This is a genomic window from Pseudomonas sp. R76 (assembly GCF_009834565.1).
GTDB lineage: Bacteria > Pseudomonadota > Gammaproteobacteria > Pseudomonadales > Pseudomonadaceae > Aquipseudomonas.
This window is the reverse complement of the sequence record NZ_CP019428.1, coordinates 1,121,495-1,138,115: the sequence shown is the minus strand read 5'-3', so window position 1 is coordinate 1,138,115 and position 16,621 is coordinate 1,121,495. Positions and strand designations below refer to the sequence as shown.

The 16,621-nt window shown below is 57.5% G+C and carries 11 protein-coding genes; 7 read left to right on the top strand and 4 right to left on the bottom strand.

The window, feature by feature from the left end; translation table 11 throughout:
- Positions 1-7: 7 nt before the first annotated feature.
- Complete coding sequence (locus tag PspR76_RS05005) at positions 8-637, bottom strand: alpha/beta hydrolase (protein ID WP_159954225.1); 630 nt, start codon at positions 635-637, stop codon at positions 8-10.
- A 147-nt stretch (positions 638-784) separates the two neighbouring features.
- Between PspR76_RS05005 and PspR76_RS05000 the strand changes: the two genes are divergently transcribed.
- The gene (locus PspR76_RS05000) at positions 785-1,222 is read left to right on the top strand and encodes a YhcB family protein (RefSeq protein WP_003171734.1); all 438 of its coding nucleotides are present in this window, start codon (positions 785-787) and stop codon (positions 1,220-1,222) included.
- A gap of 191 nt (positions 1,223-1,413) precedes the next feature.
- Here PspR76_RS05000 and PspR76_RS04995 read toward each other — a convergent pair whose 3' ends face one another.
- The 3 genes from PspR76_RS04995 to PspR76_RS04985 all read right to left on the bottom strand — a co-directional run bounded on the left by PspR76_RS04995 (position 1,414) and on the right by PspR76_RS04985 (position 5,053).
- A complete protein-coding gene (locus PspR76_RS04995; RefSeq protein WP_159954224.1) occupies positions 1,414-3,138 on the bottom strand; it encodes an ABC transporter ATP-binding protein/permease in 1,725 nt (574 codons plus the stop codon).
- A 99-nt stretch (positions 3,139-3,237) separates the two neighbouring features.
- Complete coding sequence (locus tag PspR76_RS04990; protein ID WP_003171731.1) at positions 3,238-3,798, bottom strand: response regulator transcription factor; 561 nt, start codon at positions 3,796-3,798, stop codon at positions 3,238-3,240.
- Entirely contained in the window at positions 3,791-5,053 is a 1,263-nt protein-coding gene (locus tag PspR76_RS04985) for an ATP-binding protein (RefSeq protein ID WP_159954223.1), read from the bottom strand. Before PspR76_RS04985 ends, PspR76_RS04990 begins: the two co-directional genes overlap by 8 nt.
- Positions 5,054-5,258: 205 nt before the next feature.
- Between PspR76_RS04985 and PspR76_RS04980 the strand changes: the two genes are divergently transcribed.
- The 6 genes from PspR76_RS04980 (at position 5,259) to PspR76_RS04955 (ending at position 16,612) form a co-directional block, all read left to right on the top strand.
- Positions 5,259-5,972, top strand: a complete 714-nt coding sequence (locus tag PspR76_RS04980) for an SIMPL domain-containing protein (protein ID WP_159954222.1) — start codon at positions 5,259-5,261, stop codon at positions 5,970-5,972.
- Between the two features lie 191 nt (positions 5,973-6,163).
- Positions 6,164-9,547: a dermonecrotic toxin domain-containing protein gene (locus tag PspR76_RS04975; RefSeq protein ID WP_159954221.1), complete on the top strand. Its 3,384-nt coding sequence runs from the start codon at positions 6,164-6,166 to the stop codon at positions 9,545-9,547.
- 100 nt (positions 9,548-9,647) lie between these two features.
- The gene (locus PspR76_RS04970; protein WP_159954220.1) at positions 9,648-11,249 is read left to right on the top strand and encodes an ABC transporter substrate-binding protein; all 1,602 of its coding nucleotides are present in this window, start codon (positions 9,648-9,650) and stop codon (positions 11,247-11,249) included.
- A 258-nt stretch (positions 11,250-11,507) separates the two neighbouring features.
- Entirely contained in the window at positions 11,508-13,136 is a 1,629-nt protein-coding gene (locus PspR76_RS04965) for an ABC transporter substrate-binding protein (RefSeq protein ID WP_159954219.1), read from the top strand.
- A gap of 363 nt (positions 13,137-13,499) precedes the next feature.
- The gene (locus tag PspR76_RS04960; RefSeq protein WP_442966818.1) at positions 13,500-15,044 is read left to right on the top strand and encodes an ABC transporter substrate-binding protein; all 1,545 of its coding nucleotides are present in this window, start codon (positions 13,500-13,502) and stop codon (positions 15,042-15,044) included.
- 170 nt (positions 15,045-15,214) lie between these two features.
- Positions 15,215-16,612, top strand: a complete 1,398-nt coding sequence (locus PspR76_RS04955) for an OprD family porin (protein ID WP_159954217.1) — start codon at positions 15,215-15,217, stop codon at positions 16,610-16,612.
- Positions 16,613-16,621 lie beyond the last annotated feature (9 nt).

Below are 16,621 nucleotides of genomic sequence, written 5' to 3'. Positions count from 1 at the left end.
ACTGCTATCAATTCGAGAGGCGCGGCAGCACCAGATCCTTGAGATCGGTCAGCTTGCCATGAAAAAAGTGTCCGCATTCTGCCACTTTCAGCAGCTCATGGGGGCGTTTCAGGGCCGCGGACCAGTCGTAGACCACTTGCGGGTCGACCACCTCGTCGGTTTCCGGCTGGATCAGGGTCAATGGGCAGCCTTGGGGCAGCACGTCGGTATCGCGCAGGCGCATCACGGCAGCGGCGACCATGAACAGGTGCGCCAGCTGTTCGCCCTTGGCTTCCAGGCGCCCGCCGAGGCTGGCGGCCACGTAACCGCCGAATGAGAACCCGAGCAGAGTGATTGGCAACTCGGGGTGTTTTTCCCGCAGCCAGGTGGCGGCCGCCTCGGCATCGTCCACTTCACCCGTGGCCATGTCGTGAGTACCGGCGCTGGCACCGACGCCACGGTAGTTGAAACGTAAAGTAATCAAACCGGCATCGCGGGCGGTGCGTTGCAGGGTCGAAACGACTTTATTAAGCATGGTCCCGCCCTGCACCGGGTTCGGGTGGCAGATCAGCGCCAGGCCACGTGGCTCGGGGTGATCAAGGTACAGGGCTTCCAATTGGCCAACCGGGCCATCGATCAAAACGGGGGTTTCACGCATGAGCAAGGAATGAACTCCGTGACCTCTCAAAGGGTCGACTCGTCTAGCTAAAAGTCTGTGCTTGGCATGATTGCGAGCTTAATCGCGGTATACAGCGCAGGTCCGAGCCGTTAACGTAAAGCAAAGCCGTTTATAGAGGAAGGACTCGTGGAACACTCGCTCTTAGTTTGGTTGTTGCCGACTCTCGCCTTGGTTGCCGGTGTCGCCATTGGATTTCTGGTTGCCCGCTTGCTGCCGAATGCCGCGCCTAACCGCACGCAACGTCAGCTGGATGACATTCAGGAACGTTTTGACAGTTATCAGAACGAGGTTGTTACCCACTTCAACAGCACCGCGACCCTGGTCAAGAAGCTCACCCAGAGCTACCAGGAAGTACAGGATCACCTCGCCGATGGCGCCAACCGCCTGGCCCTCGACGACATCACCCGTCAGCGTCTGCTGGCTGCGCTGCATTCCGATGCGCCGCAAACTCCGCGGGAACGCCTGACCCCACCGCGGGAAAACCAGGAGCCACCACGGGACTACGCGCCAAAAACGCCAAACGCCCCAGGCATGCTGGATGAGCATTACGGCTTGAAGAAGTAAGTTATTTTCAAGCACTAAAAAGCCCGGCTGATCGATGATCAGCCGGGCTTTTTTGTGGGTGCTAATAACTTGATTGGTGAAGATCCACTGTGGGAGCTGGCTTGCCTGCGATGGCATCGACTGTATCTCACTGATACACCGAGGCGCTCGCATCGCAGGCAAGCCAGCTCCCACACCGACTGCATATAACCTTAGGCCGGCTGCTGTTCCTGCAACAACCCACCCTCAATCCGCACATGCCGCCCATGGAAGCGCTTGAGGCTGCTGCGGTGGCCGACGCTGACGATGCTCAACCCCGGCAACTCATCGATCAACGCCTGATACAAACTCGCCTCATCCTCTTCATCCATCGCCGAGGTGGCTTCGTCCATGTACAGCCATTGCGGCGCGAACAACAGCGCACGGGCAAACGCCAGGCGCTGCTGCTCACCCGGCGAGAGCAAGCGTTGCCAGTGATTGGCTTCATCCAGACGCGCGACCAGATGCGGCAAGCGGCAGGTTTCCAGGACCTGTGCATAACGTTCTGCCGAGTAAACGCTGTCATCCTGTGGATAACTCAACACCGCCTTCAACGTACCAATCGGCAAATAAGGCTTTTGCGGCAGGAACAGGTAACGCGCCGCCGGCAAACGAATGCTGCCATGACCCGCCGGCCACAAGTGCCCCATCGCCCGCAGCAGCGTACTTTTGCCACTGCCGGAACGCCCGCTGAGCATCACACGCTGCCCCGGCTCTACGGTCATGTCGGCATCGGTGAGCAAGTGGCGGCCGTCGGCCAGGTCCATGCCCAAGTCGCTCACCACCAAACGCTCGCCTTCCGGGCGCACATCAATGGCCGGCGCACGCTGCTCGTTTTCGCTCATGGCTTGATGGAAACTCAGCAGACGATCACTGGTGGCGCGCCAGCTGGCCAGGTCGGAGTAAGCGGTGATAAACCAACTGAAGTTGCCCTGCACGTTGCCGAACGCCGAGTTGATTTGCATCAGCTCGCCGAGCTCGATTTTGCCGGCGAAGTAGCGCGGTGCCGCGACGATAAACGCAAAGACGATGGCGATCTGCTCGTAACCGGCGGTGAAGAACGTCAGGCGCTTGGACACTCGCATAATGTCCCAGTAGTTGTGCCAGACCCTGCCGAACCGCGTGCTCAAACGCTGATTTTCGTTTGACTCGCCGTTATACAGGGCGATGCTCTCGGCATTCTCCCGCACCCGAATCATGGAGAAACGCAGGTCCGCTTCGAAACGTTGTTGTTGGTTGCTCAAGCCGATCAAGCGTCGGCCGATCAGGTGCGTCAGCCAACTGCCGACGGCGGCATACAGCAGCGCACACCAGAACATGTAACCGGGGATGGAGATGCCAAACACTTCGATGCTGCCCGACACGCCCCACAGAATGATGGAGAACGACACCAGGCTGACCACGTTACGCAGCAGCCCCAGGCTGAGGCTCAACGTCGTGGAGGTGAAGTTATTGAGGTCTTCGGAAATGCGCTGGTCCGGGTTGTCGGTGTAGCCACCCTGTTCCAGCTGGTAGTAGTTCTTGTGGCTGAGCCAGCGCGCAAAATACTTTTCGGTGAGCCAGGCGCGCCAGCGGATGGTCAGCATCTGCGTCAGGTACAAGCGGTAGACCGCACCCACAATGGCCACTGCGGCAAGCACGCAAAAATAGCCGATCAGTTGCCAGAAAGCCGCCGTGTCCTTCTTCTCAAGGGCGTTGTAGAAATCCTTGTACCAATGGTTGATCCAAACGGAAAAAGCCACGCTGAACAGCGACAAACCAATCACCGCGGCCAGCAACAACCAGGCCTTGCCCTTCTCTTCACTGCGCCAATAGGGCGCGATCAGCGCCCAGGTGCGACGTAAGAATTGCCCACGCACCGCGTCGTTGACCGCGGAATACTCAGCGTTCTGATTCATCGTTCAGGCTCTGTAAGAAAATGTGACAGGCGTTTGAACCGATCATAGACGATCGGTTCAGGGCTCCGTGCGGCCTGAAGCGGATTGTTCAGACTTTGTTCAGCGCCGAACCGGGCGCTTCTGCAGCTTGCGCTGCAAGGTACGCCGGTGCATGCCCAGGGCGCGGGCGGTGGCGGAGATGTTGCCTTCGTGTTCGGTCAGCACGCGCTGGATGTGTTCCCACTGCAGGCGGTCCACCGACATCGGGTTTTCCGGCACCAGCGTGTCCAGGTCAGCGTGCTCGGACAGCAAGGCGGCCAGCACGTCGTCGGCGTCCGCCGGTTTGCACAGGTAGTTGCAGGCGCCGCGCTTGATCGCCTCGACGGCGGTGGCGATGCTGGAGTAACCGGTGAGGATCACCACGCGCATTTCCGGGTCAAGCTCGAGCAGCTTGGGCAGCAGCACCAGGCCGGAGTCGCCGTCCATTTTCAGGTCGAGCGCGGCGTAGTCCGGCAAATCGGCCTGGGCGATGGTCAGGCCTTCTTCGGCCGAGCCTGCGGTGCTGACGCGGAAACCACGGCGGCTCATGGCGCGGGCCATCACGCGGGTAAAGGTGGCGTCGTCATCTACCAGCAACAGGTGCGGCAGTTCTTCGCCTTCGACTTGGATCTCGTCACTCATCGATATCTCCTCGTGCGACACGGGGCAGGCGCAGCTCGGTGAGCGTGCCGCCTTCCTCATGACTATAGAGCTTCACTGAGCCGCCCGCGCGGGTCACGCTGGCCTTGCTCAAAAACAGGCCGAGGCCGAAGCCTTTGCCCTTGGTGGTAAAGAAGGGTTTGCCGATTTGCTCGGCAATCGCCAGCGGCACGCCCGCGCCGTGGTCACGAATGCTGATGGTCACGTTTTCCGCGTCCCAGTCCAACTGCACGCCCAGGCCTTCGGGGCAGGCATCGGCGGCGTTGTTCAGCAGGTTGAGCAGGGCTTGGGTCAGGTCCGGCGGCGGCGCCATGCGCGGCACCGTGCCCTGGCCCAGCAGGTTGAAGCGATAGCTGGCCTCGGGGCGCATCAGGTGCCAGCGGTTCAGGGCTTCATCGAGCCACTGGGTCACGTCCTGCATCTCGACGGCCAGGCGGCGATTGGCTTCGGCGGCACGCACCAGTTGCTGCAAGGTCTGCTTGCATTGCTTGACCTGTTCCTGCAACACACTCAAGTCATCTTGCAGGGCCGGATCGTGATGGTCCTGGACCATTTCATTAAGCAGCACGCTCATGGTCGCCAGCGGCGTGCCTAATTCATGGGCGGCGCCGGCAGCCTGGGTGGCGACCGCGAGCAATTGCTGGTCACGCAGACCTTCTTCGCGGCGAATGGCGCGCAATTCCTCCTGGCGACGCAACTCTTCGGCCATGCGTGCAGCAAAGAAGGTGATCACGGCGGCAGACAGGGCGAAACTCAGCCACATCCCGTAGATCTGCAGATTTTCCCTGGCGATGGGGAATGTCTGCAACGGGTAGAACTGTGCCAACAGCAAGGTGTACAGGGTCAGCGCGATACCCGACAGCACCACCGAATAGCGCCACGGCAACGTCACGGCTGCGATGGTCAGTGGCACCAGGTAATACGAAACGAATGGGTTGGTGGAACCACCGGAGAAATACAGCAACACGCTGTGGATAAACAGGTCGCAGGCCAGTTGCAGGGCGTATTCCAGCTCGGTCACCGGCCATGTGGTGCGCAGCCGAATGGCCGTGAACACACACAAGACGATGGAGAAGCAGAGGGTCACGGCCAGTTGCAGCCAAGGCAACGGCAGCAGGTCGAACCAATACGCGAGCCCGACGGAGCCGGCCTGTGCGGCCAGTACCAGGGTGCGGATAAACGTCAGGCGCCATAGGTTCTGGCGGGTGGCGGAAGTCAGTTTTACGGCGGCGAGCATGAGCTCTCCCGGTGAGCGCTGCAGGCGGATCGGCAGGAGTATAAACGAAGCCGACCTGCTGGCACGGCGCGTGTGGCTCTTTGCCGCAGGCCTGGCAAATAACCGTTCGTCGGCGTCGCGACAACTTGTAGCGAATGTGTAAACCCGAAGAACCCGATAGCACCGTCTACAGTCATACCGAACACGAACATTCCAAGGAGCTTCCATGTCTCGTTTCACTCGCAGTGCCGCCGTTCTGACCCTCAGCGCCAGCGCCCTGGCCAGCCTTCCGGCGATGGCTGCCGATGAGCTGCACTACAACCAGATATCCCTGCGTGCCGAAGTCAGCCAGGAAGTGGCTCGCGACAAGATGATCGTCACCCTCTACACCGAGTCGCAGAACACCGACCCGGCCAAGCTCGCCGCCGAAATCACCAACACGATGAACAAGGCCCTGGGCGAGGCGCGCGAAGTCAAAGGCGTGACCCTGCGCCAGGGCAGCCGTAACAGCTACCCGATCTACGACAACAAGAACCAGAAGATCACCGGCTGGCGTGAGCGCGCCGAGCTGCGCCTGGAAAGTGCCGACTTCCCGGCCCTGTCCAAGCTTACTGGCGACCTGCTGAACACGCTGAAAATGGAAAACATGGACTTCGCCATCGCCGACAGCACGCGCAAGTCCAGCGAAGACGCGTTGCTCAAAGACGCCGTCACCGCATTCAAGGCCCGCGCCCAACTGGCCACCGATGCGCTCGGTGGCAAGGGTTACAAAATCGTCAACCTGAACTTCAACACCAATGGCTACCCGATGCCTTACGCGCGCGGTGCCGGCATGATGATGAAAGCGGCCATGGCGGATTCGGCACCGACACCTGAAGTCGAAGCCGGCACCAGCCAGGTAAATATGAGTGCTGACGGGGTCATTGAAGTACTGCAATAAGCCCGTCAAGAGCGAAAAAACGGCGCAACCTGTAGGTTTGCGCCGTTTTTTTTGGAGATGCCGTCACCTACAGATGTATTACTTCGTGACATATCACTACGGAATCAAATACTCGGTTCTCACAACTCACTGTTGCCACCGCCACCAGGGAGGGACACGCAGGCATCAATCACTTCCTGAGAACCGAAATAATGACCTTAGCGCTTAATCCAAGACTCTCTGTGCAGGTGCCACAAGAGACCGGCCTTCCTGCCGATTCCGCCTTCCCACCCCAACTATCAAAGACACAAGCGCCTGAACCGCCAGCCGGTGAAATGGTCCGGCCCGAAGAAACAGAGTTGCTCAAGTCTTACTTGGGAGCGGTACAAAGCATCGTACTGGGCCGGCCCCCCAAACTGGTAACCGTTCCCCCTGAGAGCACATTAGGCCAGTGGCTTGCACTGTATAGAGCCCAACTGGAGCATCCGGTTGTTCAAGGCTGGATGCGTGAACAGAAAATCGACCCCGACAGCCTGCTCTCGATCAACCCCTCTACAGGTACATTACGGGCCATGGTGAGAGGCGAAGAGAAAACCTTCAGTCTCACGGACACCACGGGATGGGGGCAGATTTCAGGGCCACTGTTGGCGGCAGCCAAAGTCATCGCACCGGGAGACAGTGGCGTGCTGCAAGTGAGCTTGCGTGATGGCTACGTACAAGTCAGCGCACAGGTAGTGGCAAACTTCGCTGGCGTACCACTGCCTGCCACCCTCGCCGAGGGGCGAGCGCAAATCAGGCAGATGGAACATAAAGTTGCCTTCGACCCCATCTCCCCCGATGACCGCTTACGGCCTGTCGGCAGTCGTTCCGCCGATGCCTTGCAAGTGCATAAAGAGAATGCTGCCACGTATTACAGTGCCGCCCCCCAAACATTGGCTTACAAACACTTGGCCGTTGAGGTTGCCGATAACCTGCCCAACACGCGGGCAGAAGCCAAAAAGTGGGCCGAAGCGCTGATTTTCAAACTGACCGGCAAAGTCGTCGACGCTGACACCATTTATTTTAACCGCTTCCATAGCTATAACACCCCGCCAACCGGTGACCCGAGACCGATTACCGGCTGGGAGCACCCCGGTGAAGAGCCCTACTCTTCGTTACGCCTGCCGGATGCCCTGCTAAAAAACTTCTCCGAACACGATAAGATACCGGGCACCCTGGATGCACAAGCCGGTTTGTACACCGTCGGCGCAGGTGAAAGCACAAAGGGCGGGTACGGCGCCCATAACGAATTCCCTCTCGAGCCGTCCAAGCTCATACACGACAGCTGGAAGACTGACTTCCAAGCCCAGATGACCCAGAAGATCGACAATTTCTGGAACACTCATGCGGGTAACTACGAGACCGCCATCAAAGGCGAGTTCGTCTACCAGGCTCGCAAGCAATTAAAAACGAATGAAGCACGATCACCGGCTGAGCGCGCGCTGCAACCACCCGAGGAGCGCTTCACCCGCGAAGACTACAAACGGGTTATGGGGGCAGTGTCCAACCTCCCGCTCGACGAAAATGCGCCGCTCACCGTCGAACAACTCAAAACCCGGGCGCAGATGAAAGGCAACGTTCAAGTGAACGCCCTCAACATCCATGGCTATACCTCCAGCGACATCATGCGTTTCAGTGCTAGCGACGGTGGCTGGCAAGCTCTTTACATTCCTGGAGCCGTGCCCGCCTTTCTCAGGTTTGACTCTCTTGAGAAACTCGATCAATGGGTTATTGACCAAACCAAAGATCCAAAAAAACGGGACGCATTACTGGCACGTTTTCCGTTGCTGTATCACCAGGACCAAACCGCCAACTTTCTTTCACGCCTGGAAAAAGTAATTATCCCGGTGTTGTGGTTCACCCACGTTGGGGAAAAGAAGGAAGGCCTGAACACCCTTTTCGACAAAATGGCCGCCGGTAAATTGAAAGACCCGGTGGTCAATGACAAACACTCGAAAATTGAAGGGGACGTGTTTCAAGAAATAACAGCGGCCAGTAAAGAGCGGATGAACAGTGATGCCGACGTTGTTATCAAGTCCAACTCCGAGGTGAATCGGGATACCTGGCTGAACGACGTCACCACCGCCGCCGGGTTGCTGGCCAAGCTTGCACCAATCGCTGCGCCGGTTGCCGCCGCTGCGATAATTGCTGGAGTGACCGAGGTGGCGCTAGGTGTGGAAAAATCAGCCTCCGGCGACACCGAAGCGGAACGCAATGACGGTGCTTCCAAGGCTTTTGACGGCTTGCTGAATACGCTATTCTCGGTCGGGGCCAGTGCGATCCCTGAAGACCCTTTTGCACGCCCTCCAGAAACAGGATTACCCGCCACGGAGTTGCCTGCGCCGCCCAAACCCACTGAAATAGAGAAAGCAAAACCTGACCCTTCCTCCGGTAAACCTTCCGTACTCAACGAACCTGTACCACTGCCCCAGCCTAAATCCCAGTCACTCATCCCCTTGGCGCAACATGCCGTGCCCAACGGTGAGACATTGATAAAAAATGCCACCCGTGACGCACTGGGGGTGTATCGAATGACCGACGCCACGGGGGCGTTCCGCCAATTCGTGCGCCTTACCGATGAAACCGGGACAAGCAGGGTCTTTGAGATATCCGGCCGCTACCGGACTGGCGATACCTTTGCCAAAATCATTAACCGCGAGGGTGCAGGGCTGGTGGTCGTCACACCCGGTCGCGAGGGCGAATGGGCGCGCGCACCGGGAGATGGCGGCGTTCGACTTTGGCCATGGCAACGCCCCGAATCGCCAACCCCGAGTATCGAACCCAAAATCCCGTTAATGTCGGATCAGTTTCTAGAAATAGACGGGACAAAAATGAAGGGCTCCACGACGTTGGATAAATACCTCAACAGTGAGGAGCACTCATATACCTACGGTGTCGCCATTAACGATAAAGGTGAGAGCACACCGCAAATTTCCTGGACAGTTGACGAGAACCCAAAAAACGCCACAGCACACCCGACGGCTGAAAAATCAACGTTCGGTACGAGTGAATACAGTGAGCAATTTACTAAAGATATAAACCGCAGCAGGTTCACAATTAACACGCCGGAAGGCATCACGCTGGAAATCGACATCCCCAAACAGGTGAAACTGCTTGAGCAGCAAAAAGGCGCCAAGTTGTCAACCGCCGAACTCAATAGCGTCATACAACAAAATATTGAAAAATTTGAGACGGCTATACCAAATCCCGCGTTAAGAGCCCGAATTTCTGAAGTAGCCAATCAATGGTTGCTCGGCGCTGCTCCCGATGAATTTCAGACATCTCGATTTAAGGGCACTATATTTGGTAGCGGTCGAGACCCTCACTACATTATCGATTATGACCCGGCAAAAGAGACAACGACCGTCACAGGGAAATCTGACTTTATACTTACCCGATTAGACGAAAGTAATGGCGAACTTGAAACACTGACTGACATACATACCAAAGCGTCAAGGTCCATAACTATTACAGCCAGCAATGAAATTGACGGCAACGCTTATGTCATAAACCCATCAGCGCCTACCCGTATAGAGATCACGCCTAACCTGGACTGATCACTACTGCCCCTCTATCTGCCCCTCTTGAACGGCGGTAACCTCGGTGACCGCCGTTTTCGTTTGGGCACCTTTTATGCCTGCTACTTCAGGAGACTCCATGGAAAGAATCGCGTTTAAACCAATGCTGCTCGCCGCCAGCCTCCTGGCCTTAATGCCGGCTGCCCACGCCGCCAGCACCTTAGTCTACTGCTCCGAAGCCAGCCCCGCCGGTTTCGACCCCAGCCAGTACACCAGCGGCACCGACTTCGATGCCTCCGCCGAAACCGTGTTCAACCGCCTGACCCAGTTCAAGCGTGGCGGCACTGAAGTCGAACCCGGCCTGGCGACGCGCTGGGATGTATCCAATGACGGCCTGACCTACACCTTCCATCTGCGCGATGGCGTCAAGTTTCACACCACCGACTACTTCACCCCTACCCGCGACTTCAACGCGGATGACGTGCTGTTCACCTTCAACCGCCTGCTGGATGCCGACAGTCCGTTTCGCAAGGCTTACCCGTCCGAGTCGCCGTACTTCACCGACATGGGCTTGAACACCACGATCAAAAACGTCGAAAAACTCGACGAGCACACCGTGCGTTTCAACCTGAACAACGTCGATGCCTCGTTCGTGCAGAACCTGGCGATGAGTTTTGCCTCGGTGCAATCGGCCGAATACGCCGCCCAGCTTTTAAAAGAAGGCAAGGCCGAAGAGATCAACCAGAAACCCGTGGGCACCGGGCCGTTTGTGTTCAAGCGCTACCAGAAAGACTCGCAGATTCGCTACGCGGCCAATAAGCAGTATTGGAAACCGGAGGATGTGAAGCTCGACAACCTGGTGTTCGCCATCACCCCGGACGCCGCCTCGCGCTTGCAGAAACTCAAGGCCGGCGAATGCCAGGTCAGCGGTTACCCGCGCCCGGCCGATATCGAGGTGATGAAACAGGACCCGAAGCTGCGAGTGTTGCAACAAGCGGGGTTCAACCTGGGCTTTCTCGCCTACAACGTGACCCACCCGCCGCTGGATCAACTCAAGGTGCGTCAGGCACTGGACATGGCTATCGATAAACCGGCAATTATCAAAGCCGTGTACCAAAGCGCCGGGCAATTGGCGCAGAACGCCCTGCCTCCGGCGCAGTGGTCTTATGACCCCACGATCAAGGACGCGCCGTACGACCCGGCCAAGGCTCGGGCGCTACTAAAAGAAGCAGGGGTTGCACCAGGTACCACCATCAACTTGTGGGCGATGACCGTGCAGCGCGCTTCCAATCCCAACGCGCGGATGTCGGCGCAAATGATTCAACAGGATTGGGAAAAAATCGGTATCAAAGCCAACATCGTCAGCTATGAGTGGGGCGAGTACATCAAGCGCGCCAAAAATGGCGAGCATGACGCGATGATTTATGGCTGGACCGGCGACAATGGCGACCCGGATAACTGGCTCGGTGTGCTCTACAGTTGTGCCGCGGTCAAAGGCAGCAACTACGCCAAATGGTGTAACCCGGCCTACGACAAACTCGTGCAGCAGGCGAAGGTCAGCAGCGACCGTGAGCAGCGCATCAAGTGGTATCAACAGGCGCAGAAAATACTTAAGGAACAAGTACCTATAACGCCTATTGCAAACTCGACGGTTTTCCAGCCCCTGCGAAAGGAAGTCAAGGACTTCAAGATCAGTCCTTTTGGTCTGACGCCGTTTTATGGTGTCAGTCTAGATAAGTAACAGCTACGCCCCAACCGAGTGCGCCAGACCGCTCGGTTGGGCATTTTTGGTGCGCGCCATGCACCGAAAAAAACCTCTATATATATGCATTTATGTACAAACTTTCATAAATGCGACATTCCTGTACGTTCGTACCACAGTTTTCCCTTCGTAACCGTTCAGCATCTTGCAATGGGTATGGCCCCTGCATAAGTATCCGCAGGCCGACTCACGAGGTCGCCCTCACCACCAAAAATGACAACAAATCATGAGGCCAACATGCTTAAACACGCAGTCATTCCGCTTTTAGTTAGTGCTGGCCTTATGGCCGCAGCCCCTTTCGCCCAAGCGGCGACTAACCTGGTGTTCTGCTCCGAAGGGAGCCCGGCCGGTTTTGACCCAGGCCAGTACACCACCGGAACAGACTTCGATGCTTCGGCCGAAACCATGTTCAACCGTCTGACCCAGTTCGAACGCGGCGGCACCGCTGTGATTCCTGGGCTGGCCACCAGCTGGGACGTGTCCCCGGATGGCCTGACGTACACCTTCCACTTGCGTGACGGCGTCAAGTTCCACACCACCTCGTACTTCAAGCCAACCCGTACCTTCAATGCCGATGACGTGCTGTTCACGTTCAACCGCATGATCAACAAGGACGATCCGTTCCGCAAAGCCTACCCCACCGAGTTCCCGTACTTCACGGACATGGGGATGGACACCAACATCAAGAACATCGAGAAAGTCGATGACCACACCGTCAAGTTCACCCTTGGCACCGTGGACGCAGCGTTCATCCAGAACCTGGCGATGAGCTTCGCCTCGATCCAGTCGGCTGAATACGCCGCCCAACTGTTGAAAGAAGGCAAGGCACAGGACATCAACCAGAAGCCAATCGGCACTGGCCCGTTCGTGTTCAAGAGCTACCAGAAAGACTCCAACATCCGTTACACCGGCAACAAGGATTACTGGAAGCCTGAGGACGTGAAGATCGACAACCTGATCTTCGCCATCACCACCGACCCGTCGGTGCGTATCCAGAAGCTGAAGAAAAACGAATGCCAGGTCACCCTGTTCCCACGTCCGGCCGACCTCAAGGCGCTGGGTGAAGACAAGGACCTGAAACTGCCGCACCAGGCCGGTTTCAACCTGGGCTACATCGCCTACAACGTCATGCCGGTACTCAAAGGCCAGACCGCGCCTAACCCGCTGTCGGACCTGCGGGTGCGTGAAGCCCTGGACATGTCGGTGAACAAGCAGCAGATCATCGACTCCGTGTACCAAGGCGCCGGTCAACTGGCCGTCAACGCCATGCCGCCGACCCAATGGTCATACGACACCACCATCAAGGATGCCCCGCACGACGTGACCAAAGCCAAGGCTTTGCTCAAGGAAGCAGGCGTCAAGGAAGGCACCGAAATCACCCTGTGGGCGATGCCGGTTCAACGTCCGTACAACCCGAACGCCAAGCTGATGGCTGAGATGCTGCAGAACGACTGGAAACAGATCGGCCTGAAGGTCAACATCGTCAGCTACGAGTGGGGCGAGTACATCAAGCGCTCCAAAGGCGGCGAGAACCAGGCCATGATCATTGGCTGGAGCGGCGACAATGGTGACCCGGACAACTGGCTGAACGTGCTGTTCGGCTGCGACTCGCTGGCCGGTAACAACTTCTCCAAATGGTGCGACAAAAAATTCGATGGCATCGTGAAAGAAGCCAAGGCCACATCGGATGTCGCCAAACGCACCGAGCTGTACAAGCAGGCGCAACATATCCTCAAAGATGCAGTCCCGATGACACCTATCGCGCACTCGACGGTGTATCAACCCATGCGCAACACCGTGCAGGACTTCAAGATCAGCCCGTTTGGCTTGAACTCCTTCTACGGCGTGAGCGTAAGCGGCAAGTAAGGATTAATAACGGCGACGTTTCACAACGTCGCCGTTATTGCATCCGCCCAGACCGTAGGAAACAGACCACGACCGTACTCATTGCGTCTTACAGCAATGAGCCGCGACGTACAGCTCCGTTACCTACAAGGTCAATCCGTTTTGGCGCATTTACTGCGAGGTCCGCGACCCATAACGTCGTAGGACAGCAGAGGCTCCAATCTCGGAAAGGCACTTGCTGCGTGTGGGATCAGTGATGTCTCCCAGGCAAAAGCCTGGGTGATTGCTCGCTGATGACAATTACAAACAAGGATCGGGATCGTCATGCGCCATACCACCGTTCTATCCGCAATTTTTGGCACCAGCCTGCTGGCTGTGGCCACGATGGGCCAAGCCGCCGAAAAGAAGAGCCTGGTGTTCTGCTCTGAAGGCAGCCCGGCAGGGTTTGACACCGCGCAATACACCACCGCCACCGACAACGATGCGGCCGAGCCGCTGTACAACCGACTGGTTGAGTTCGAAAAGGGCGCGACCAATGTGGTGCCTGGGCTGGCAACCAAGTGGGATATTTCCGAAGACGGCCTGACCTACACCTTTCACCTGCGTGAAGGGGTGAAATTCCACAGCAACAAGGAGTTCAAACCGACGCGCGACTTCAACGCCGACGACGTGCTGTTCACCTTCAACCGCATGCTTGACCCTGACCATCCGTTTCGCAAGGCCTACCCCACCGAGTTTCCGTACTTCAACGGGATGAGCCTGAACAAGAACATTGCCAAGGTCGAAAAAACCGACCCGCACACCGTGGTGATCACCTTGAACACGGTCGACGCCGCGTTCGTGCAAAACATCGCCATGAGCTTTGCCTCGATTCTGTCGGCCGAATACGCCGAGCAATTGCTTAAAGAAGGCAAACCCAGCGACATCAACCAGAAGCCGATCGGCACTGGCCCGTTTGTGTTCCAGCGCTACCAGAAAGACTCGCAGATCCGTTATGTGGGCAACAAACAGTACTGGGACCCGAGCCGGGTAAAGCTGGACCAACTGATCTTCGCCATCAACACCGACGCCTCGGTGCGGGTGCAAAAACTCAAGGCCGGCGAGTGCCAGGTAACCCTGCACCCACGCCCGGCCGACGTCGACGCCCTCAAGGCCGACCCCAACCTGCAACTGCTGACCAAGCCAGGCTTCAACCTCGGCTACATCGCCTACAACGTGCGCCACAAGCCCTTCGATCAGCTCGAAGTGCGCCAGGCGCTGGACATGGCGGTGAACAAGCAAAGCATCCTCAATGCCGTGTACCAGGGCGCCGGCCAGCTGGCAGTCAACGCCATGCCGCCGACCCAGTGGTCCTACGACGACACCATCAAGGACGCCGCCTACAACCCGGAAAAAGCCAAAGAGTTGCTCAAGGCGGCCGGCGTAAAGGAAGGCACCGAGATCACCCTGTGGGCGATGCCGGTGCAACGTCCGTATAACCCCAACGCCAAGCTGATGGCCGAGATGCTGCAAAGTGACTGGGCCAAGATCGGCCTCAAGGTCAAGATCGTCAGCTACGAGTGGGGCGAATACATCAAGCGCACCAAGAACGGTGAGCACGACATCAGCCTGATCGGCTGGACCGGCGACAACGGTGACCCGGACAACTGGCTGGGCACTCTTTATAGCTGCGACGCCATCGGCGGGAACAACTACTCCATGTGGTGTGACCCGGCGTACGACAAGCTGATCAAGCAAGCCAAGGTCGTCACCGACCGCGAACAAAGGACTGTTCTGTACAAACAGGCGCAGCAACTGCTTAAAGCACAGGTGCCGATCACGCCAGTCGCCCACTCGACGGTCAACCAGCCGTTAAGCGCCAAAGTCGAAGGTTTCAAAGTGAGCCCCTTCGGCCGCAACGTGTTCTCGGGCGTCAGTATCACCCCATAAAAATATAACCGGATCGCAGGGAGCCAAACTGGCTTCCTGGCAAACGTGCAGCCTTTTGTTGGGAAATTTCCTACGGCAAACGTTTGCAAAGGCTTGAACGAGTTACACACCCAATAGCCGGTTCACCTAAAAAGACCGGCATTAAAAAGAGAACCAAAGGAGCTCCACCCATGAAACTGAGCAGCAAAGCGCTTCTGGCCTTGGCCATCAGCAGCATCACGGCAACCGCCTTCGCTGAAACCCAAAGCCAGGACTTCGTTCCAACCACCTTGGCCGGCACCAGCGCCCAAAGCGAGGCCAAAGGCTTTATCGACGGCCAAAGCCTGGGCGGTACTACCCGTAACTGGTTCTCCAGCGAGCGTAAATTCCGTGGTCAGCGCTTCTCGTATCAGAAGCACGGCGTGACAGAAACCGACGCGAACCGCACGAACTGGCTGCAAGGTACCATCCTCAACTACTCCTCGGGCTTCACCCAAGGCACCGTGGGCGTGTCGACCGAAGTGGCGGCTTACAACGTTGTGGCACTGGATCGCAGCAAGCGTGACATCAAGGGCGGTTCCAACCGCACCCTGGCTGACTCCGACGGCGATGCCGTAGGCCAGTGGAGCAAACTGGGCCTGGCCAACGTCAAGTTCCGTGTTTCGAACACCACCTTGACTGCCGGTCGCCAGAACTTCAGCAGCGGCATCGTCGACACCATCGGTAACCGTGCGCTGCCTTCGAGCTTTGAAGGTGTGTCGTTCGACAGCCAGGAATTCAGCAACCTGTCCTTCCAGGGCGGTATCTTTGATCGCGTATCGCCACGTACCGAGCAGAGCCTGTCGAAATTCCGTTCCGAATACGGCAATGGCAAGCAGGAAACCGACAAGGTAAGCACTGTAGGTTTTAACTACCAGCCGTTCAAAAGCCTGAAGACCAGCGTGTTCGCCGCTAACGTCGAAGACTTCTGGAACCAGTACTACGTCGGTGCTACCCACGAGCTGGGTGACAGCCAGACCCTGTCCCTGACCACCGGCCTGAACTACTACAAAACCGTCGACGAAGGCAAAAAGTTGATGGGCAAGATCGACAACGACACCTACTCGCTGTCGCTGGGCCTGACTCACCAAGCTCACAGCCTGACCTTCTCCTACCAGGCCGTTAACGGTGACGAGTACTTCGACTACCTGCACGAAACCAACGGCATCTACCTGGCCAACTCCTTGACCTCTGACTTCAACGGTCCGAACGAGAAGTCTTTCCAGGTCGCCTACGGCCTCAACATGGCCGAATACGGCGTGCCTGGCCTGAAGTTCAACATCTACTCGGCTCGCGGTTGGGGCATCGACGGTACTCACTACACCGGCGACGGCGGCGTGAAAGGCTTCGCTTATAACGGCATTCAGTCGCAAGACGGCGAGAAGCACCAGGAATACGGCGTGGGTACTTCCTACGCTATCCAGAGCGGCCCTCTGAAAGCCACCACCATCCGTGGCACCTACGTCACTCACCGTGCGAGCGCCCAACAGGCTGACGGCAACATCCGTGAGTTCCGCCTGGTGACCACCATCCCGTTCAACATTCTTTAATTAGCGCCA